The sequence below is a fragment of the Phenylobacterium sp. genome (assembly GCF_041913825.1).
Taxonomy (GTDB): domain Bacteria; phylum Pseudomonadota; class Alphaproteobacteria; order Caulobacterales; family Caulobacteraceae; genus Phenylobacterium.
Genome location: NZ_JAYSEO010000005.1, coordinates 190,850 through 210,252, shown reverse-complemented (window position 1 = coordinate 210,252; position 19,403 = coordinate 190,850). Strand labels below are relative to the sequence as shown.

Annotated in this window: 16 protein-coding genes; 5 read left to right on the top strand and 11 right to left on the bottom strand. The window is 70.2% G+C overall.

The genetic code is table 11. From position 1 onward, the window contains the following. Positions 1-63: 63 nt before the first annotated feature. The gene (aceB, locus tag ACE3Q8_RS05875; RefSeq protein WP_374469317.1) at positions 64-1,662 is read right to left on the bottom strand and encodes a malate synthase A; all 1,599 of its coding nucleotides are present in this window, start codon (positions 1,660-1,662) and stop codon (positions 64-66) included. A gap of 160 nt (positions 1,663-1,822) precedes the next feature. Beyond that, on the bottom strand, positions 1,823-3,421 hold the full coding sequence (locus ACE3Q8_RS05870; protein ID WP_374469316.1) for an isocitrate lyase: 1,599 nt from the start codon (positions 3,419-3,421) through the stop codon (positions 1,823-1,825). Between the two features lie 155 nt (positions 3,422-3,576). On the opposite strand from ACE3Q8_RS05870, the gene ACE3Q8_RS05865 reads away from it, so the two are divergent. Together ACE3Q8_RS05865 and ACE3Q8_RS05860 are read left to right on the top strand one after the other, a co-directional pair. Beyond that, on the top strand, positions 3,577-5,016 hold the full coding sequence (locus ACE3Q8_RS05865) for a short-chain fatty acyl-CoA regulator family protein (protein WP_374469315.1): 1,440 nt from the start codon (positions 3,577-3,579) through the stop codon (positions 5,014-5,016). 67 nt (positions 5,017-5,083) lie between these two features. Next, positions 5,084-6,313: a TetR/AcrR family transcriptional regulator gene (locus ACE3Q8_RS05860; RefSeq protein ID WP_374469314.1), complete on the top strand. Its 1,230-nt coding sequence runs from the start codon at positions 5,084-5,086 to the stop codon at positions 6,311-6,313. Between the two features lie 3 nt (positions 6,314-6,316). On the opposite strand, the gene ACE3Q8_RS05855 is transcribed toward ACE3Q8_RS05860, so the two are convergent. From ACE3Q8_RS05855 to ACE3Q8_RS05835, 5 genes are all read right to left on the bottom strand, one after another. Then, on the bottom strand, positions 6,317-6,646 hold the full coding sequence (locus tag ACE3Q8_RS05855; protein WP_374469313.1) for a low affinity iron permease family protein: 330 nt from the start codon (positions 6,644-6,646) through the stop codon (positions 6,317-6,319). A 33-nt stretch (positions 6,647-6,679) separates the two neighbouring features. Further along, positions 6,680-8,158 (bottom strand): MFS transporter, encoded by a 1,479-nt coding sequence (locus ACE3Q8_RS05850; RefSeq protein WP_374469312.1) that lies wholly within the window; start codon positions 8,156-8,158, stop codon positions 6,680-6,682. 68 nt (positions 8,159-8,226) lie between these two features. Beyond that, positions 8,227-9,738, bottom strand: coding sequence for an MFS transporter (locus ACE3Q8_RS05845; protein WP_374469311.1), 1,512 nt, complete (start codon positions 9,736-9,738; stop codon positions 8,227-8,229). A 185-nt stretch (positions 9,739-9,923) separates the two neighbouring features. Further along, on the bottom strand, positions 9,924-12,455 hold the full coding sequence (locus tag ACE3Q8_RS05840; RefSeq protein WP_374469310.1) for a TonB-dependent receptor: 2,532 nt from the start codon (positions 12,453-12,455) through the stop codon (positions 9,924-9,926). A 178-nt stretch (positions 12,456-12,633) separates the two neighbouring features. After that, positions 12,634-13,620 carry an NAD(P)H-quinone oxidoreductase gene (locus ACE3Q8_RS05835; protein ID WP_374469309.1) on the bottom strand — a complete coding sequence of 329 codons (987 nt, stop codon included), beginning with the start codon at positions 13,618-13,620 and terminating at the stop codon, positions 12,634-12,636. Positions 13,621-13,710: 90 nt separating this feature from the next. On the opposite strand from ACE3Q8_RS05835, the gene ACE3Q8_RS05830 reads away from it, so the two are divergent. Further along, positions 13,711-13,917, top strand: a complete 207-nt coding sequence (locus ACE3Q8_RS05830) for a DUF1192 family protein (RefSeq protein ID WP_374469308.1) — start codon at positions 13,711-13,713, stop codon at positions 13,915-13,917. 100 nt (positions 13,918-14,017) lie between these two features. Continuing rightward, positions 14,018-14,527, top strand: coding sequence for a DUF1465 family protein (locus ACE3Q8_RS05825; protein WP_374469307.1), 510 nt, complete (start codon positions 14,018-14,020; stop codon positions 14,525-14,527). Positions 14,528-14,639: 112 nt separating this feature from the next. Here ACE3Q8_RS05825 and rpmE read toward each other — a convergent pair whose 3' ends face one another. After that, on the bottom strand, positions 14,640-14,864 hold the full coding sequence (rpmE, locus tag ACE3Q8_RS05820) for a 50S ribosomal protein L31 (protein ID WP_374469306.1): 225 nt from the start codon (positions 14,862-14,864) through the stop codon (positions 14,640-14,642). A 121-nt stretch (positions 14,865-14,985) separates the two neighbouring features. Between rpmE and ACE3Q8_RS05815 the strand changes: the two genes are divergently transcribed. Next, positions 14,986-16,830: an ABC transporter transmembrane domain-containing protein gene (locus tag ACE3Q8_RS05815; RefSeq protein ID WP_374469305.1), complete on the top strand. Its 1,845-nt coding sequence runs from the start codon at positions 14,986-14,988 to the stop codon at positions 16,828-16,830. Here ACE3Q8_RS05815 and ACE3Q8_RS05810 read toward each other — a convergent pair. Genes ACE3Q8_RS05810 through thiE form a run of 3 tightly spaced genes read right to left on the bottom strand, consistent with a single transcriptional unit; the run spans position 16,827 to position 19,394 of the window. After that, positions 16,827-17,849: a glycerophosphodiester phosphodiesterase gene (locus tag ACE3Q8_RS05810; RefSeq protein WP_374469304.1), complete on the bottom strand. Its 1,023-nt coding sequence runs from the start codon at positions 17,847-17,849 to the stop codon at positions 16,827-16,829. The genes ACE3Q8_RS05815 and ACE3Q8_RS05810 overlap by 4 nt on opposite strands. A gap of 34 nt (positions 17,850-17,883) precedes the next feature. Continuing rightward, entirely contained in the window at positions 17,884-18,681 is a 798-nt protein-coding gene (locus tag ACE3Q8_RS05805; protein WP_374469303.1) for an inositol monophosphatase family protein, read from the bottom strand. A gap of 56 nt (positions 18,682-18,737) precedes the next feature. After that, positions 18,738-19,394 (bottom strand): thiamine phosphate synthase, encoded by a 657-nt coding sequence (thiE, locus tag ACE3Q8_RS05800; RefSeq protein WP_374469302.1) that lies wholly within the window; start codon positions 19,392-19,394, stop codon positions 18,738-18,740. Between the last annotated feature and the right edge of the window lie 9 nt (positions 19,395-19,403).

Here is a 19,403-nt window from a genome sequence, read left to right as displayed (position 1 = left end):
GGCCCCCCACCCCTTCTCGCAAACGGTCCGCCCGTCCTCCCCTCGACGGCGGGCGGTGGCCGTTCAGAGCGCGCGATAAGCCGGAAGGGTCAGGAACTCCTCGAAGGAGTCCGACAGGCTCATGTCGGTGAAGATCTGCACGGCCTCGGCGAAGCGGCCGCCGTCGAAAGCCTGCGCCGGCAGGGTCTGGCGGAGCGCCGCCATCTCCTCGTCCAGCACCTGGCGGAACAGCTCAGGCGTCACCTCGCGGCCGTCGGCGAGCGTCGCCTTGTGGCGGATCCACTGCCAGATCTGCGCGCGGCTGATCTCGGCCGTGGCGGCGTCCTCCATCAGGTTGTAGAGCGGCACCGCGCCCCGGCCCCGCAGCCAGGCCTCGATGTACTGGACCCCGACGCGGATGTTCTCGCGCAGGCCGTTCTCGGTGCGCTGGCCCTCGTGGACGCGCAGCAGGTCCTCGCGGGTGACGGTGACGTCCTCGCGCAGCTTGCCGAGCTGGTTGGGCGTCGGCATCAGCCGGTCGAACACCTCCATGGCCACGGGGACGAGGTCCGGGTGGGCCACCCAGGTGCCGTCGTGGCCGTTGCCGGCCTCCCGCTCCTTGTCGGCGCGGACCTTGGCGAAGGCGGCCTCGTTGGCGGCCGGATCGCCCTTCACCGGGATCTGGGCCGCCATGCCGCCCATGGCGAAGGCGCCGCGGCGGTGGCAGGTCTGGATGAGCTTCAGGGAGTAGGCGTTCAGGAAGGCGCTGCCCATGGTCATCACCCCCCGGTCGGGGGTCAGCGCGTCCGGCTGGGCCTTCAGTCGCTTGATGAACGAGAAGATGTAGTCCCAGCGGCCGCAGTTGAGGCCCGCCATGTGGTCGCGCAGCTCGTAGAGGATCTCGTCCATCTCGAAGGCGGCGGGGAGGGTCTCGATCAGCACCGTGGCCTTGATCGTGCCGTTCGGGACGCCGAGCTCGGCCTGGGCGTGGACGAACACCTCGTTCCACAGCCGCGCCTCCAGATGGCTCTCCATCTTCGGCAGGTAGAAGTAGGGGCCGGTCCCCTGGGCGAGCGTCGCCTTGGCGTTGTGGAAGAAGTAGAGGCCGAAGTCGAAGAGCGAGCCGCTCATCTCCTCGCCGTCCACCAGGGCGTGGGCCTCGGGCAGGTGCCAGCCGCGCGGACGGACGATCAGCGTCGCCACCTTGTCCTTCAGCGCATAGCTCTTGCCGGACGTCGGATCGGTGAAGCCGAGCTTGCCGGCCCAGCGGTCCTTCAGGTTGACCTGGCCCTCCAGCATGTTCTGCCAGGTGGGCGAGGAGGCGTCCTCGAAGTCGGCCATGAACACCCGCGCGCCGGAGTTGAGCGCGTTGATGATCATCTTGCGGTCGACCGGACCGGTGATCTCCACGCGGCGGTCCTGCAGGTCGGCGGGGATCGGCGCGACCTTCCAGTCGCCGTCGCGGACCGACTTGGTCTCGGGCAGGAAGTCGGGCTTCAGGCCGCTGTCGAAGCGGGTCTGCCGCTCCTCGCGCAGCGCCAGCAGCTCGAGCCGGCGGTCGTTGAAGCGGCGGTGCAGGCCGGCCAGGAACTCCAGCGCCTCGGGGGTGAGCACCTCGGCGGCGCGGCCCTCGACGGGCCCCTTGAGCTGGACGGCGGGGCGGGCGGCGACATCGACGGACATGGGCAGGCTCCAGGGAGGGGGCTGGGGGCCGAGAACAGGAACGGGGAAGGCCGGTCAGGCCTCCCGAAAAACAACCCCCCGCCAAGGGTCACGGAGAAAACGCGGCGGGGGGCTTTTGGAGTAGCGGGGCGGCGGCCGGGCGACCCGGCCGCCGCGATCCTCAGACGTTCGCGAACTGGTTCATCGTGTTGTGGACGCCGCCGGCCTTCAGGGCGGCTTCGCCCGCGAAGTACTCCTTGTGGTCGTCGCCGATGTCCGAGCCGGACATGTTCTGGTGCTTCACCGCCGGCAGGCCCTTGCGGATTTCCTGCCGCTGGACGCCCAGGACGTAGCCCAGCATGCCCGCGTCGCCGAAGTACTCCTTGGCCAGGTTGTCGGTGGACAGGGCCGCGGTGTGGTAGGTCGGCAGCGTGATCAGGTGGTGGAAGATGCCCGCGCGCTTGGCCGCGTCCGCCTGGAAGCTGCGGATCTTCTGGTCCGCCTCGACGCCCAGCGGGGTCTCGTCGTACTCAGCGCTCATCAGCCGGGCCTTGTCGTAGGCGGAGACGTCCTTGCCGTCCTTCTCCCAGGCCTCGAACACCTGCTCGCGGAACTTCAGGGTCCAGTTGAAGGACGGGCTGTTGTTGTAGGCGAGCTTGGCGGTCGGCACGACCTCGCGGATGCGGTCGACCATGCCGGCGATCTGCTCCACGTGCGGCTTCTCGGTCTCGATCCACAGCAGGTCGGCGCCGTTCTGCAGCGAGGTGATGCAGTCGAGGACCACACGGTCGACGCCGGTGCCTTCGCGGAACTGGAACAGGTTGGAGGGCAGGCGCTTCGGACGCAGCAGCTTGCCGTTGCGGGTGATCACCACGTCGCCGTTGCCGACCTGGGTCGCGTCGATCTCCTCGCAGTCGAGGAAGCTGTTGTACTGGTCGCCCAGGTCGCCCGGCTCCTTGGAGAAGGCGATCTGCTTGGTCAGGCCGGCGCCCAGGCTGTCGGTGCGCGCGACGATGATGCCGTTGTCGACGCCGAGCTCGAGGAAGGCGTAGCGGACGGCGCGCAGCTTCTGGATGAAGTCCTCGTGCGGGACGGTGACCTTGCCGTCCTGGTGGCCGCACTGCTTCTCGTCGGAGACCTGGTTCTCGATCTGGATGGCGCAGGCGCCCGCCTCGATCATCTTCTTGGCCAGCAGGTAGGTCGCTTCGGCGTTGCCGAAGCCCGCGTCGATGTCGGCGATGATCGGGACCACGTGGGTCTCGAAGTTGTCGATCTTGTCCTGCACCTGCTGCTCCTTGGCCGCGTCGCCGGCCTTGCGGGCGGCGTCGAGGTCGCGGAACAGGCCGCCGAGCTCACGGGCGTCGGCCTGCTTCAGGAAGGTGTAGATCTCCTCGATCAGCGCCGGCACCGAGGTCTTCTCGTGCATGGACTGGTCGGGCAGCGGGCCGAATTCGGAGCGCAGGGCGGCGATCATCCAGCCCGACAGGTAGATGTAGCGGCGCTTGGTGGAGCCGAAGTGGCGCTTCACCGCGATCATCTTCTGCTGGGCGACGAAGCCGTGCCAGCAGCCCAGCGACTGGGTGTACTGCGTCGGATCGGCGTCGTAGGCCGCCATGTCCTTGCGCATGATGTCGGCGGTGTACTTGGCGATCTCCAGGCCGGTCTTGAACCGGTTCTGCAGGCGCATGCGGGCCACGGCTTCCGGGTCGATCCCGTCCCACGTGCCGTTCTTCGACTGGACGAGCTGGCTCATCTCGATGATGTGGTCCTGGTACGCCATGTGCCTCTTCCGAATGATCAGGCCGTTGCCTGTGACAAGCTTCGAGCCACTTAACGCTTGAAAACAAAGGGGCGAAGCGGCGCCTTGGAGGCAAAAGGCGTACGTGTCACACTCGATCCTTGTAAAACTTGTAAATCTGTGACAATCACACAGCCATGGCGCTCGCCCCCACCGACCGGAAGCTGTTCCTGGGCGCCCGCCTCAAACGGCTGCGGCGCGAACTCGGCCTGACCCAGACGCGGATGGCCGAGGACCTCGGGGTCTCGCCGAGCTACCTGAACCTCCTGGAGCGCAATCAACGCCCGGTCACCGCCCAGGTTCTGCTACGGCTGGCCGAGGCCTACGACCTCGACCTCAAGAGCCTGTCGTCCGACCCGGAGAGCGCGAGCGCCACGGGCCTGTCGGAGGTGTTCTCCGACCAGATGTTCCGCGACCTGGCGGTGGCCCGCCACGAGATCGCCGAGGTGGCCGACAGCGCCCCCGGCGTCTCCGAGGCGATCGTGCGGCTGTACCGGGCCTATCTCGACCAGCGGCGGATGGCCGACCTGGGCGGCGTCGGCCGGCCCGAGGACGGGACCCTCGTCCAGCCGGTGGTCACCCCGTCGGACTGGGTGCGAGACTACATCCAGGCGCAGAAGAACTATTTCGCCGACCTCGAGGAGGCCGCCGACGTCCTGTCCGGCGAGCTGAAGGCGGCCGGCGAGGACTTCGCCGGCGCGGCGCGCGAGCGGCTGTTCAAGCGCTACGGCGTGCAGGTGCGGGTGGTGCCGGTGGACGTGCTGCCGGAAAGCGTCCGCAGGTTCGACCATCACCGCAAGCGGCTGTTCCTGTCGGAAGTGCTGACCGGCGCCGGGCGGAACTTCAGCCTGGCCTACCAGCTCGCCCTCCTGGAGCGCCGTGACCTCCTGGAGGCGCTGGCCGACCGCGCCGCGCCGCCGGACCGGCCGACCCGAAACCTGCTGAAGGTCAGCCTCGCCAACTACCTGGCCGCCGCCATCCTGATGCCCTACGGCGCCTTCTACGAGGCGGCCGAACGCACGTCCTACGACATCGAGCTGGTCCGGGCCCGCTTCGGCGTCTCGTTCGAGCAGGCCTGCCACCGGCTGACGACGCTCGCCCGGCCAGGCCAGCGGGGCGTGCCGTTCTTCATGGTGCGGGTGGATTCCGCCGGGAACATCTCCAAGCGGTTCGCCGGCTCGGCCTTCCCGTTCTCGCGGTTCGGTGGCGCCTGCCCGCGCTGGAACATCCACTCGAGCTTCCGCACGCCCGGCCGGATCATCACCCAGATCATCGAGACCCCGGACGGACAGCGCTACTTCACCATCGCCCGCACGGTGGCGCGGGTGGCCCGGCCGTTCGCCTCGGAGGAATCCGACCTCGCCATCGGCATGGGCTGCGAGCTGAAGTACGCCGAGCGGCTCGTCTATTCGCGGGGCCTCGACCTGCGCGACCCGGCGGCCACCGGCATCGGCCCGGCCTGCCGGATCTGCGAGCGCCCGGCCTGTCCCCAGCGCGCCGCGGAGCCGATCAGCCGGACCCTGACCGTCGACGACTTCACCAAGTCGATCACCCCGTACCCCTTCGCCTCCACCTGACGCGGCGTACCCCCTGGCGTGCGCGTGTTTCACATGCGCAAAATGAGACCGCTAGCAGGGAGTCCTCATGGTTCAGCGTAGCGCGGTCCGGTCCACCGACCGTTTCGAGCGTAAGCGCGAGGCGATCCTCGACGCCGCCACCGAGATCCTGAACCGCAAGGGGGTGAAGGGGCTGACGCTGGGCGTCGCCGCGGCCGCGGTGGACCTCTCGACCACCAGCGTCACCTACTACTTCAAGCGCAAGGACGACCTCGCCGCCGCCTGTCTGATGCGCGGCATCGAGGCCCTGCAGTGGATGATGGAGCAGGCGCTGCTCGAGCCGACCCGCGAGGCGCGGCTGAAGCGGCTGCTCACCCTGCATCTGGACCGCCTGCGGATGGCGGCCGTCGGCGAGGCCCCGCCGCTGCCGGTGCTGTCCGACGTGCGCGCCCTGAACGAGCCGCGCCGCAGCGAGGTGCGCAAGGCCTACGGGCGCATGTGGCGCAAGCTGCGCGAGATCTTCGAGACGCCGGACCTGGAGTGGCTGACGCGCGGCCGCCGCTCGGCGCGGGCGCACATGCTGCTGGAGCAGCTCCTGTGGGCGCCGGGCTGGATCGGCAAGTACGACCCGGAGGACTACGGCCGGGTGCGCGACCGGATGTACGACATCCTGGTCAACGGCATGGCCGGCGAGGGCTCGGCCTGGGGCCCGGCGCCGATCCCGGTCTCGGAGCTCGCGCCGCGCGACCGCCAGGAGATGAGCCGCGAGACCTTCCTGCTGGCGGCCACACGGCTGATCAATTCGCGGGGCTACAAGGGCGCCTCGGTGGACAAGATCTCCGCCGAGCTGAACGTCACCAAGGGCAGCTTCTACCACCACAACGACGCCAAGGACGACCTGGTGGTCGCCTGCTTCGAGCGGACCTTCGAGGTGATGACCCGGGTCCAGCGGCTGGCCATGGCCCTGCCCGGCGACCAGTGGATGCGGCTGTCGAGCGCGGCGGCGGCGCTCGCCGAGTACCAGCTCTCCGAACACGGCCCGCTGCTGCGCATCGCGGCGCTGACCGCGCTGCCGGAGCCGATCCGCCGCCAGATGGTGCAGCACTCCGACCGCGTCTCGGACCGGTTCGCCTCGATGATCTCGGACGGCATCGCGGAGGGCTCGATCCGCCCGGTGGACCCGTTCATCGCCGCCCAGATGCTGAACGCCACCCTGAACGCGGGCGCCGAGCTCGGCTACTGGGTGCCGGGCGTCAGCCAGAAGGCGGCGCCGGCGGTGTTCGCGCGGCCGCTGCTGATGGGCATCTTCGGAAAATAGGGCTCAGCCCGGCGTCTGCCGGGAGGCCTCGCGGTGCGCCTCGATATCCTCGGCGGTCTCCTCGTCGATGGCGGCCAGGTCGCCGCGCGCCCCGCCGGTGGCGCGCAGGAGCTCGTCCAGCTTGGCGTGGAGGGCTTCGGTGTCGCGGTGCTCGGCGCGCTGGATGAACAGGGTCATCAGCCAGGTGAAGATCGTCGCCCAGCCGTGGAAGTCGAGGGTGTGACGCTCGAACACCCACCAGCCGGCCACGTAGGCGATCAGGATCAGGAAGGCGATGGGATGGCCGGTGAGGACGCCGAGGTGCGTCAGGTTCTTCTGCAGGAACTTGGCCATGCGCCGCCAACGCGGGGCGGCGAACGCCGTTCCTCAGGAAAGCTTCGCCTGTGAGCTGGCGGGCTCGCCGGCCTCTGCCAGTTCGGTCGCGGCGGCGAGGCGGGCCAGCGACTCCTCATGGCTGCGTCGGCTGATGCGGTAGCCGGTGAGGAAGCTCAGCGCCGCCACATAGAGCACCGCCAGCACCGGCACGTAGGTGGCGCCCAGGCGGTGGATGATCTCCGGGGCGACGGCGCCCGGCTGGGCGCCCTGCGGGAACTGCACGAAGCCCAGCAACAGGCCCGACGCGAAGATGCCGACCCCGCTGACCGCCTTCTGGATGAAGGCGGCGGCGGCGAAGAACAGGCCCTCCTGCCGGCGGCCGGTGCGCAGCTCGGAGTCCTCCACCACGTCGGCGATCATGGAGTTCATCAGGATCGCGCCGGCCGTGCCCATGGCGGTGGACAGGATGTTCTGCACAAAGATCAGCGGGTAGAGGGCGGGCCAGTCGTTGCCGGGCAGCAGGCCGAGCAGGCGCAGCACCACGGGCGCGGCGCCGACCAGCAGCGAGACGACGATCATGGCGATGGCGGAGGGGCGCTTGTTGAAGCGCCGGGAGACCGCGGGCGCCAGCGCCGCGGCGATCACCGCCGCCGTCAGGCTGGAGAAGGCGAAGAAGCCGATCTGGCGGGTGGAGAACTCCCAGAAGTAGGTCGACATGTAGGTGGAGATCGAGAACACCAGCCCGACCGCCATGGAGAAGAACAGGTAGGCGCCGAGGAGCGCGAGGAACGAGCGGTTGGCCAGCGTGCCGAACATCTCGCGCACCAGCACGCCGAGCGTGGCCTCGCGGTGCGGCGCGACCCGCAGGCGCGGGATCTGCCGGTGGGTGCCGATCGCCGAGACCAGGATCGCCACGAACATCAGCGCCGCCGCGGCGATGCCGTAGGTGTGGTAGCCGGCGGGGTTGAGCTGGCCCACCGGGTGCTCGGGCGTCGGGCGCAGGAACACCGTCCAGGCGGCGAAGAAGACCACCAGGCCGCCGATCCAGGAGAACAGCATCCGCCAGCTCAGCAGGCGGGTGCGCTCGTCGTAGTCGGCGGTGAGCTCGGCCGCGAGCGCCTGCGAGGGGATCTCGTAGAGGGTGATGAAGCTGCGGATCAGGACGGCGGTGACGATCAGGTAGAGGAAGAGCCGGCCGTGGTCCCAGCCGGCCGGCGGATTCCAGATCAGCAGGTAGCTGACCGCCGCGGGGATCGCCGCGGCGTACATGAAGGGATGGCGCCGGCCCCAGCGGGAGCGCCAGTTGTCCGACACCTGGCCGACGATGGGGTCGATGAAGGCGTCGACCACCAGGGCGATCATGATGGCCAGGCCGACGGTCTGGGCCGGCAGGCCCATGACCTGATTGTAGAAGATCAGCAGGAAGTAGCTGAAGCCGTTGTCCTTCACCCCGAAGGCGATGGTCCCGGATCCGTAGAAGAGCTGAGTCGTCAGGCTCAGGCGCTGCGCCGCAGGCTTCGTCTCGCTCAAGCGCCCCTCCCGCCACTCGTCCGGACGAGCGTGGGCTCGCCCCGGGCCACCGTCAATCGGACGCCACGTCAGGGTTTGAGCGGCAGCGGGGCGTCCGGCGTGGCGGCGGGCGCATCGGCGGCGTCCGCCGGCAGCGCCTCGCCCGCCTGGCGCGCGGCCAGGGTGCGAAGGTTCTCCTCATGCTGATGGCGGCCGATGTTGTAGGCCAGCAGGCACAGGATCGCCGTTCCGTAGAGGCCAAGGATGGTCGGGATGTAGGCGAGGCCGAGGCTGTGCAGCACCTCGGGCGGGACCTGGGCCCGCTCGGCCTTCTCGGGGAAGTCGATGACGGTGAGCACGGTGGTGGCGATGAAGACGCCGAGGCCGGAGATCGCCTTGCGGAACAGGTTCTGGGCCGACAGCAGCAGGCCCTCCGACCGCCGGCCGGTCTTCACCTCCGCGTCCTCGACCACGTCGGCCAGGATGGCGAACAGCAGCACCGCGGTGGCGGCGGCCAGAGTCGCGTTGATGATCTCCTCGCCGTAGAGCAGGGCCAGCAGTTCGGGCGTGCCGTTCTCGGGCGCCAGGCCCAGGAGCCTCAGCGACACGGGCGTGACGTGCACCAGCACGGCCGAGCCGAAGACGGCGATCACGCCCCACTTCTTGCCCATGGTGCGGCCGACCACGGGGGCGAGGAAGACGCCCAGGAAGCCGCCGATGACGCTGGTGGTGGCGAGGGTGGCGAGCTGGGCCTGGGTGAGCTCCCAGAAGTAGAGGCCGAAGTAGATCTCGAGGCCGTTGCGCGCGCCCACGGCCACGGCGATCAGCAGGGCGGCGAGGGTGGAGACCAGGAAGGCCCGGTTGTTCAGGGTGGCCGCCATCTCGCGGAGCATGGCCGGCAGGGTGATCCGGCGGACCGGCGCCTGATGCAGGTGCGGGATGCAGCGCAGGGTGCCGAGCGCCGAGACCAGGATCGCCCCCAGGATGATCAGGGCGCCGGTGAGCGAGTAGCTGAAGTAGCCGTCGCGGGCGAGCACGCCGCCGGTCCCGTCCGGCCGCTCGCGCAGGAACACCTGGTAGGCCAGCACGGTCATGCCCAGGCCGCCGGCGACCATGAAGAAGTGGCGCATGGAGAGCAGGTTGGTCCGCTCGTCGTAGCCGCGCGCCAGTTCGGGCGCGAGGGCCTGGTGCGGCAGCTCGAAGAAGGTGTCGAACACCCGCACGGCGATGACGCAGACGGCGAGATAGACGGCGAGCGCCTGGTCGCTCCAGCCGGTGGGCGGGTTCCAGAGGGCGAAGAAGGCGATGGCGTAGGGCAGGGCCGCGGCCAGCATGAACGGGTGGCGCCGCCCCCAGTTGGAGCGGAAGTTGTCGGAGATCTGCCCGACCAGCGGGTCGACGACCGCGTCCACCACGAGCGCGATCATGAGGATCAGGCCCACGGTGTGCGGCGGCAGCCCCACCACCTGGTTGTAGAAGATCACCAGGAAGGTGGAGAGGGCGCGGACCTTCAGGTTGGTGGCCGTGGCGCCGACCGCGTAGGCCAGCTTGACCCCGAGCCCGAGGCGCGGCCCGTCGGGGGCGGCCGGAGTGGCGAGCATCGATGTCCTCCCGCCGCGGAAAGACGCGGCAAATCTCGTCGGCGGCTCTGACGGCCACCCTGGAAATGCCGGTACGGTGCGGGCCGGATCGGCGGGCGTCAACGCCAACCCGGTTTCAGTCCTGACAAGAAAAAGGGGCGCGCCGCGGACGACGCGCCCCGAGATGAGAGGATGCTTCCGGAGTCCTAGAAGCGGTACTGAAGCTCGATCCCGTAGGTGCGCGGGGCCACGTAGGAGACGGTCTGGTTCACGAACGCGCCGCCGGGCCGGCCGAGGCCGTTCGGACCGGTGTCGATCCGCTCGCCGTCGATGCCGGTCACGCCCTCGGCCTTGAACAGGTTCTTCACCCACGCGATGGCGGTGAAGCGGTCGTCGGCGTCGTTGAAGATCAGGCGGGCGTCGACCTGCTCCCAGGCCTTGGCGCGGTTATAGTACTCGTTGAAGATCGAGTAGTAGGTGTCGTCCCGCCAGACATAGGTCGCCGAGGCGGTCAGGTCGCCCGCGCCGAGCATCCAGGTATAGTTGGCGTTGACCGTCACCCGGTGAGGCGTGGACGAGGGCAGCGTGGCGCCCTTGAGGTCCTGCGCCCGGGAGGGCGCGCTGCCCAGCGGATCGTCAGGATCCAGGAAGCAGCAGGCCTCGCGGAGCTCCGCGTTCAGGTAGGAGTAGTTGGCCAGGATCTGCAGGTGGTCGATCGGCTGCCAGATGGTCTCGGCCTCGAAACCGACGATCCGCGCCTTCGGCATGTTGTAGAACTGGGTGACGTTCAGGCCGGTGTCGGGATTGCGGCCCGTGATCGGGATCTGGATGTCCTGGTAGTTGTACAGGAAGGCCGAGAGGTTGGCCTGCAGCTTGCCGCCGAAGGTCCGCTTGTAGCCGACCTCGTAGGCGTCGATGGTCTCCTCCTGGGTCGTGACGGACGGCGTGAGCGTGGTGGTCCCGGAGTTGAAGCCGCCCGCCTTGTAGCCGCGCGTGTACTTGGCGTACGCCAGAGTGTCCGGGTCCGGCTGCCAGTCGACGCCCAGGGTCCCCGTGATGCCGCTCCAGTCGTACTTGAGGCCGCGATGGCGCAGCCCCGTGGTGGCGTCGGTGTACGGCAGCAGATAGACCGCCGGATCGTAGACGCGCCGGCCGTTCTCCACGGTGTAGCCCGGCGCCGCGGCGTCGGTGATGTCCACCGGGCGCCCGGTGACCCGGCTGACCGGGCAGCTGGTGGCGCTGTAGAAGCACATCAGCCGCGCGCTCTCGAACGAGCGCTTCCGGTCGTAGGTGTAGCGGAGGCCGGCGGTGACCTTGAACTCGTCGGTCGCCTGCCAGTCGACCTGGCCGAAGGTGGCGTAGGATTCGCTGACGTTCGAGGAGCTGCCATAGCCGTACTGGCGGCCCGGGTTCGGCGCCACGGACACCCCGCTCTGGTTGGTCGGGCGTTCGAAGCGCGGATCGTCGACGTAGCTCGCGTTGGAGAGCGTGTAGTTCGACCCTTCGCGGAACTGGTAGAGCCCGAGAATGAACTGCACCGGACCCTCATAGGTCGAGGCGAGGTTCAGCTCGTTCGAGAACCACCACACCTCTTCCTGGTACTGGTTGTTCCGGCGCGGGTAGTAGAGCAGGTTCTGCGCCGGCAGGGGCAGCGGGGCCGCGCTGGCCGGCAGCGGCAGCAGGAACGGCGTGGAGCGCGACGTGCCGTCGAGGTCCGTCTGCAGACGATAGTCGTAGTAGTTGTAGCCCCCGATGTACTTCACGTCGAAGCTGTCGAGGTGCAGCGTGGCCTGGAAGTTGTAGCCGTTGTTCTCCAGGCTGATGTAGTTGCCGTCGTCAGAGTCGAAGCAGAACTGGCATTGGCTTCCGGGGGTGGCGATCGGCAGGCCGAACGTGGCGGCGTTGGGGGTGAGCGTCGCCTGGAAGGGCGAGGTCACGTCGCGGATCCCGTAGGTGGCGGTGGTCCGGCCGCCCGGGCCGCGGCCGAGATTGTGCCACTCGGCCGTGTCGACCTTCAGGAACCACTCGAACTTCTCGTCCGCCAGGCTCCCGTCCAGCTGGCCTTCGATCTGCCACTGGTCACCGATGCCGCCCTCATCCTTGCCGTTCGGGTTGAGGTTCTTGAAGTAGCCCTCGCCCTGCGAGCTGTAGGAGCCGGCGAGGCGGCCGCGGATGTTCCCCACCAGCGGGCCCGAGATGGCGCCTTCGGTGAACCAGCTGTCGTAGTTGCCGACGCCGCCGCGCACCTCGGCGTAGAAGTCGTCCGTGGGACGCTTCGAGATGATGTTCAGCGCGCCGCCGATGGAGTTGCGGCCGTAGAGCGTGCCCTGCGGCCCGCGGAGAGCCTCGGTGCGCTCGATGAACAGGGTGGAGCGGGCGAAGGCCGTCACCGACGAGGTGTAGACACCGTCGTTGTACATGGCCACGCCTCCCTCGGAGGAGCGGTTGTTGGTGAAGCGCCCGATGCCGCGCATGGCGATGCGGTCGTTGTTGGTGGCGTAGGCCAGACCCGGCGTGAAGTTCGTAAGGTCCTGCACCGAGTTGATGCCGATCGTCTCGCGGCGCTCGTCGGTGAAGGCCGAGACGGCGACCGGCACGTCCTGCAGCGACTGCTCGCGCTTCTCGGCGGTGACGACCAGCTCCTCGATCAGGTTGGTGTCCTGCGCGAAGGCATGGGTGGCTGCGAGCGACACACCGGCGAGCGCGGTCGCCGCCAGAAGCTGGCGTTTGAGAAGCATGTGGGATCCTCCCCCCAGTGATTTTTGATGGCGCTATTGGTTGCGCTCGGGGGGGACGGTGCGGCTGGTTGACGCCCGCGTCAACACGCGAGCGCCATTTTTTCATACCTCGTGTTCGAATTTGTTTCCGAGAGCGCCTACAGGCGACCTTTTTCGTTGGGACGGTATGTCGCTGGTCTCAGACGGTGAGGACCACCTTGCCGACGTGGCCGCCCGCCTCGAGGTGGGCGTGGGCCGCGGCGGCCTCGACCAGAGGGAAGGTGCGGTCGACCGGCGGGCGTAGGAGGCCCTTGGCGATCCACGGCCAGACCACCCGCTCAACCTCGGCCGCAAGCCTCGCCTTTTCGTCGGCGTCGCGGGGGCGGAGCGTCGAGCCGGTGACCACGCCGCGCTTCTGCATCAGCCGGAAGATCGGCAGGGAGACCTCCCCGCCGCCCTGGGCGGCGATGAACACGATCCGGCCGCCGGTGTTCAGGGCGTCCAGGTCCTTGGCGAAGTAGTCGCCGCCGACCATGTCGAGGATCACGTCGGCGCCCCCGGCCGCGCGGGCCGCCTGGGCGAAGTCCTCGCCGGTCGCGTCCACGGCGACGTCGGCGCCGAGCTCGCGGGCGGTGCGGGCCTTGTCGGCGCCGCGGGCGGTGGCGATCACCCTGGCGCCCGCCGCCTTGGCCATCTGGATGGCGGTGACGCCGATGCCGGAGGTGGCGCCGTGCACCATCAGGGTCTCGCCGGCCTTCAGCGCGCCGTGCTCGAAGACGTTGGCGTAGACGGTGAACACCGTCTCCGGCAGGCCCGCCGCCTGCACGAAGTCGAGGCCGTCGGGGATCGGCAAGGCGTGCCGGGCGTCGACCACGGCATATTCCGCATAGCCGCCGCCGCCCAGCAGGGCGCAGACCCGATCGCCGGCCTGCCAGCGCCCGGCGCCCGCGACCACCTCGCCGGCCACCTCGAGGCCCAGCGTCTCGGGCGCGCCGGGCGGCGGCGGATAGGCCCCCAGGCGCTGGACGATGTCGGGGCGGTTCACGCCGGCGGCGCGCACCCGGATCAGAATCTGGCCGGGCCCGGGATCGGGACGCGCGATGCGCACCGGCTTCAGCGCCTCGGCGGGGCCGCGGCCGCCCTCCACCGCGATGGCGGCCATGGTCTCGCCGTTCGTTTCTGACATGGGTGTGTCTCCGCCGATCTTGCGCCCGCGCGCTTCGCACGGTTGGATAGCGCCGAGTGCGGGGGCCGGCAAAGGAGGCTCGCGAGGCAGATGGAAGAACCGGCGGAAATCCGGGTCGGGCGCGGTCAGCGGCTGGCCGAGGCGGTCCGGGAGGACCTGGACCTCTATGGCATGGTCGAACTGGAAGAGCGGATCGAGCTGCTCGAAGCCGAGATCGCCCGGGTCCGGGCGCACATCGACCGCAAGCGGGCCGGCCGGGCCGCGGCCGATGCGCTCTTTTCGTCGCGTCCCGCTTGAGCCCGACCTGGGCTAGGATGGCTGGCACAGCGGTTGCACGCCGACCGCACGGCCGCCGGGACCGTCCTGCGGCAGGACTTTCGAGGGCGAATAGGAAGAGATGAGCGAGTTCACCGCCCCCTGGCGCGCCGACGTGATCCAGGACTTCGCCCGTTCCGAGCTGTTCGAGCGGACCTTCCAGGAGGGCATGGACCTCGTGGAGGAGACCGCCACCTACCTGGACGGGGCCGGGCGGCAGGAATCCAAGCTGCTGTCGCGCAATGCGGCGCTGGCCTACGCCTCGGAGAGCATGCGGCTGACCACCCGGCTGATGCAGGTGGCCTCCTGGCTGCTGGTGCAGCGGGCGGTGCGCGAGGGCGACATGGAGCCCGGTGCGGCCTGCGAGGATCGCTATCGGCTGGCCGCCGAGGAGGTCTGCCGCGGCGGCGAGGAGCAGGCGGCCGAGGACCTTCCGGGTGGCCTGCTCACCCTGCTGGACCGCTCCGAGCGGCTGTACGAGCGGGTCCGCCACCTGGACCGCCGGATGTACGTGGAGGCGCCGGCCGACCAGGAGCCGCACCCGGTGCTCTCGCAGCTCGACCGGCTGAAGACGGCGCTCGGCGCCTTCTAGCCGCGAGCGCCGATGTCCCAAAGAGAAACGCCGCGGAGGGAGACCTCCGCGGCGTTTTCGCGTCTGCAGTCCGTGGGTCCGGCCGTCGCCAGGACCGATGCGCCTGCGCGGCTTACTTGCGCGTGAAGGCGCCGAACTTGGCGTTGAAGCGCGACACGCGGCCGCCACGGTCGAGGAGCTGGTGACCGCCGCCGGTCCACGCCGGGTGGGTCTTCGGATCGATGTCCAGCTGCAGCGTCGCGCCTTCCTTCCCGTAGGTGGAGCGGGTCTGGTAGCTGGTGCCGTCCGTCATCACGACCGTGATGAAGTGGTAGTCCGGGTGAGTGTCTTGTTTCATCGCGCGGGCGCCTGACGTAAAGGAGCGGCCAAAGTGAAGAGGCCGCCGGCGAAGGCGGCCTTTGAAAACGAAGCCGGGCGTATACCCGAAAGCCCGGGTCGATTGCAAGGTGTGAGCGCGTATGAGCGATCCGTCGTCCGAGGCCCAGCCGGAGGGCCGGCCCAGCGTCGGCGCCGAACTGGTCCAGAGCCTCGCGACGGAAGGCCAGAAGCGGCCCCGCAGCCGCAATGTGAAGGCGCTCGCCCGGCTGGTTCCCTTCGCCGCGGCGCACCGCTCGGACGCCGTGCTCGCCGGCGTCTTCCTGGTGTTCACGGCGGCCGCCACCCTGGGGATCTCCGGGGCCCTTCGGCTGCTGATCGACCACCTGACCGCCACCCGGCCGACGCCGGCCTCGGTGACGCCGTGGTTCCTGCTGCTGGGCGGGGTGGCGGTGGCCCTCGCGATCGGCAGCGCGCTCCGCTACTTCTTCGTCACCAAGCTCGGCGAACGGATCGTCGCGGACCTGCGCAAGGCCGTCTACGGCCACATCCTGACGCTCGACCCGGCCTTCTTCCTGCAGACGCGAGTGGGCGAGGTGCTGTCGCGCCTGACCACCGACATCCAGATCGTCGAGAGCCTGCTGGCGACCTCGATCTCCTTCGCGCTGCGCAACCTGCTGACCCTGGTGGGCGCGCTGATCCTGCTGGTGGTGGTGAGCCCGCAGCTCACCGGCCTGGTGCTGCTGGTCTTCCCGGTGGTGCTGGCGCCGCTGTTCCTGTTCGGGCGCGAGGTGCGCAAGCTGACCACCAGCACCCAGGACAAGTTCGCCGCCGCCATCGGGCTGGCCGGCGAGAGCCTGGACGCGCTGGAGACCGTGCAGGCGTTCGGCCGCGAGCGCACGGCGGCGGCCCGGTTCGGGGCGGCGGTGGAGGACAGCTTCGCCACCTCCCTGATCCGGATGCGCGCCCGCGCGCTGATGACCGCCCTGGTGATCGGCCTGATCTTCGGCGGCATCGTCTTCATCTTCTGGCTGGCGGTGCGCGCCGGCCTGCGCGGCGAGATGAGCTGGGGCCAGCTCTTCCAGTTCGCCTTCCTGGCGGTCACCGCCGGCAGCTCGGTCGGCGCCCTAGGCGAGGTCTGGGGCGAGGTGCAGAAGGCGGCCGGCGCCATGGAGCGCATCGCCGGCCTGCTGGACGCCAGGCCCGGCATCGCCGCCCCGGCCAAGCCCTTCCCCCTGCCGCGGCCGCGCGGCGAGGTGGCGTTCGAAGGCGTGACCTTCGCCTATCCGGGCCGCGCGGACCTGCCGGCGCTGAAGGGCTTCTCCCTGCACGTGCGGCCGGGCGAGCGGGTGGCGCTGGTCGGCCCGTCGGGCTCGGGCAAGAGCACCGTCTTCCGCCTGCTGCTCCGCTTCTACGACCCGCAGCAGGGCCGGGTGGTGCTGGACGGCGTCGACCTCCGCGACGCCGATCCGGCCGAGGTGCGCGCCAGGCTGGCCCTGGTCGCCCAGGACTCGGCGCTGTTCTCCGGCTCGGCCCGCGACAACGTGCGTTTCGGCCGCGAGGACGCGAGCCCCGAGGCGATCCTGGCGGCGGTCCGCGCGGCCCAGGCCGAGGGGTTCCTGGAGGCCCTGCCCGAGGGCATCGACACTCCGGTGGGCGAACGCGCCCGCAGCCTGTCGGGCGGTCAGCGGCAGCGGCTGGCGATCGCCCGGGCCCTGGTGCGCGAGGCGCCCGTCCTGCTGCTGGACGAAGCCACCAGCGCGCTGGACGCGGAGAATGAGCGGCTGGTGCAGGAGGCGCTGGACCGGGCCATGGAGGGCCGCACGACCCTGGTCATCGCCCACCGCCTGGCCACCGTGCTCAAGGCCGACCGCATCGTGGTCATGGAGGAAGGCCGGGCGGTCGAGGAGGGCAGCCACGCCGAGCTGGTGGCCCGGGGCGGACTCTACGCCCGGCTCGCCGCCCTGCAGTTCGGGGAAGCCGCCTAGCGCGCCTGGACGGCGAGGCCGGGGAAGTCGCTGAACACGCCGTCGACACCCGCCGCGTAGAGCGCCTTCAGCACCGCCGTGGCGTCGCCGTGGCCGGCCGGGCCGCCGGCGCGGCGGAGGCTGGCCGGCAGGAAGTGGTTCTCGGCCCGCACCGTCCAGGGATGCACCGCCAGGCCGGCGGCGTGCGCGTCGCGGACCAGCGGGGTGGGGACGCCGAGCGCGCCGTCGACCACCGGGACCACCAGGGGCCACTCGGGGCCAAGGCCTTCGGCGAAGGCGGCGATCGCCTTCAGGCCCTCCGGCGTCTTCACGTCCACCGGCGCCGGGCCGTCCGAGACCAGCATCACCCGACGCGCGCGCGATAGTTCGCCGAACCGCTTCAGCGGCTCCACTTCGAAGCACTGGACGAAGACAGCCGCCGTCGGGCTGTCGAGGCCGTTGGCCTTCAGCGCGTCGGCGACCCGGCCCTCGAGGGGCAGGCCGAGGCCGCGGAAGTAGGCCGGGTGCTTCATCTCGGGATAGACGCCGATGGTCCGGCCGGTGCGGCGGCTCTCCGCCTTCGCCAGGTCCACCACCTCCTGGAAGGTGGGGATGGTCTCCTGGCCGTCGAAGCGGGCGCTCGCGGGGCGAAGCTGCGGCAGCCGCTCGCGGGCCCTCAGGGTCTTCAGCTCGGCGAGCGTGAAGTCCTCGGTGAACCAGCCGGTCACCGGCTCGCCGTCGATGGTCTTGGTGGCCTTGCGGGCGGCGAACTCCGGACGCGAGGCCACGTCGGTCGTTCCGCCGATCTCGTTCTCGTGCCGGGCGACGAGGTGGCCATCTCGGGTCGGTACGAGGTCGGGCTCGATGAAGTCGCAGCCCTGGGCGACCGCCAGCCGATAGGCCATCAGGGTGTGCTCGGGGCGCTCGCCGCTCGCGCCGCGGTGGGCGATGACGACCGGCCGGCCGCGGGGCTGGGCGAGCGCCGGGGCGGCGGCGAGCGCGGCGGCGGACAGGGCGAAGGCGCGGCGGGTCAGGAGCATGGCCGCCACCTTAGCTATTCGTGTGACGGTTTTCCTACTTCCCCGCCGCCTGCAGCCGCTCGAGCAGCAGGGGGTGGATGTCGAGGTTGCCGCAGCAGATCGAGCCGGACTTCAGCATGTCCTCGCCGCCGTCGGCGTCGGTGACCTTGCCCCCCGCCTCGGTGACCATGAGCACGCCCGCGGCGATGTCCCAGGGTTTCAGGTCCCGCTCCCAGTAGCCGTCGTAGCGGCCGGCGGCGACCCAGGCGAGGTCGAGGGCGGCGGAGCCGAAGCGGCGGACGCCGGCGACCCGCTGGCTGATCTGGTGCAGCTCCTTCAGGAACCGGGCGTGCTGGCCGTGGCCGAGGAAGGGGATGCCGGTGGCCAGGACGGACTCGTCCAGCCGCTGGCGGGCGGCGACGCGCAGGCGCTTGTCGTTGACGTAGCAGCCCTTGCCCTTCTCGGCCCAGAAGAGCTCGTTGGTGGCCGGGTTGTAGGTGACCGCCGCCACGACGACGCCCTCGCGCTCCAGCGCGATGTTGATGGCGAAGTGCGGGATGGCGTGCAGGAAGTTGGTGGTGCCGTCGAGCGGGTCGACGATCCAGGTGTGGGTCTTGTCCGTGCCCTCGATCATGCCGCGCTCCTCGCCGAGGAAGCCGTAGCCGGGACGGGCCTTGGTGAGCGCCTCGAACAGGGTCTGCTCGGCGCGCAGGTCGGCGGCGGAGACGAAGTCGGCGGGCGCCTTGCGCGAGACCTGCAGCTCGGCCAGCTCGCCGAAGTCGCGGTTGAGGCCGCGGGCCGCCTTGCGCGCGGCGTCGCTCATGACCTTCAGAAGGGCCGATTGGGAAATCACGGTGTGAAAGATCTCGGAGGCGGATAGAGGGCGCGGAACCTAGTGGTCCCACCCCTCTAAGGCAAGGCGCGCTCGGCGAGCCCCGCGGCGATCTCGGCGTTGAGCGCCTTCACCGCCGCGGACGGGCCGTCGCCGTGGCTCCAGACGCCGGCCGAGACCGCGAGGAAGTCGGCGCCGGCCGCGGCGAGGACGCGGGCGTTCTCCGGCTTGATGCCGCCGATGGCGACGCAGGGCGTCTCCATGGTCTCCTGCCAGATGGTCAGGATCTCGGGTTCGGGCCGGCCGATGGCCTCCTTGGTCGTGGTCGGGAAGAAGGCCCCGAAGGCGACGTAGTCGGCGCCGGCCTCGGCCGCCTCCATGGCCAGGTGCCGGCTGTCGTGGCAGGTGACGCCGACCATCCGGTCCTTGCCGACGATCCGCCGGGCCTCGGCGTAGGGCGCGTCCTCCTGGCCGATGTGGACGCCGTCGCAGCCGAAGCGGGCGGCCAGGTCGGGGCGGTCGTTCAGGATCACGGCCACGTCGCGGGCGTGCGCGATGGGCATCAGCACGTCGCAGGCCGCGCCGACCACCTCGTCCGGCTGATCCTTCAGGCGGATCTGCAGGGCGGCCACGTCGCCGGCGTCGAGCGCCTGGCCGAGCACATGGCCGAAGGCGGCGAGGTCGTCGAGCCGGGGCGGGGTGATCAGATAGAGGCGGCAGAGCGGCGCGGGCATGGGGCCTAC

Coding starts and splice junctions, on each gene's coding strand:
- ACE3Q8_RS05865 (WP_374469315.1), top strand. CDS start 3,577: ATGGCGCTCGCCCCCACCGACCGGAAGCTGTTCCTGGGCGCCCGCCTC.
- ACE3Q8_RS05860 (WP_374469314.1), top strand. CDS start 5,084: ATGGTTCAGCGTAGCGCGGTCCGGTCCACCGACCGTTTCGAGCGTAAG.
- ACE3Q8_RS05815 (WP_374469305.1), top strand. CDS start 14,986: ATGAGCGATCCGTCGTCCGAGGCCCAGCCGGAGGGCCGGCCCAGCGTC.
- ACE3Q8_RS05870 (WP_374469316.1), bottom strand. CDS start 3,421: ATGGCGTACCAGGACCACATCATCGAGATGAGCCAGCTCGTCCAGTCG.
- ACE3Q8_RS05830 (WP_374469308.1), top strand. CDS start 13,711: ATGGAAGAACCGGCGGAAATCCGGGTCGGGCGCGGTCAGCGGCTGGCC.
- ACE3Q8_RS05855 (WP_374469313.1), bottom strand. CDS start 6,646: ATGGCCAAGTTCCTGCAGAAGAACCTGACGCACCTCGGCGTCCTCACC.
- ACE3Q8_RS05810 (WP_374469304.1), bottom strand. CDS start 17,849: ATGCTCCTGACCCGCCGCGCCTTCGCCCTGTCCGCCGCCGCGCTCGCC.
- ACE3Q8_RS05835 (WP_374469309.1), bottom strand. CDS start 13,620: ATGTCAGAAACGAACGGCGAGACCATGGCCGCCATCGCGGTGGAGGGC.
- thiE (WP_374469302.1), bottom strand. CDS start 19,394: ATGCCCGCGCCGCTCTGCCGCCTCTATCTGATCACCCCGCCCCGGCTC.
- ACE3Q8_RS05840 (WP_374469310.1), bottom strand. CDS start 12,455: ATGCTTCTCAAACGCCAGCTTCTGGCGGCGACCGCGCTCGCCGGTGTG.
- rpmE (WP_374469306.1), bottom strand. CDS start 14,864: ATGAAACAAGACACTCACCCGGACTACCACTTCATCACGGTCGTGATG.
- aceB (WP_374469317.1), bottom strand. CDS start 1,662: ATGTCCGTCGATGTCGCCGCCCGCCCCGCCGTCCAGCTCAAGGGGCCC.
- ACE3Q8_RS05845 (WP_374469311.1), bottom strand. CDS start 9,738: ATGCTCGCCACTCCGGCCGCCCCCGACGGGCCGCGCCTCGGGCTCGGG.
- ACE3Q8_RS05825 (WP_374469307.1), top strand. CDS start 14,018: ATGAGCGAGTTCACCGCCCCCTGGCGCGCCGACGTGATCCAGGACTTC.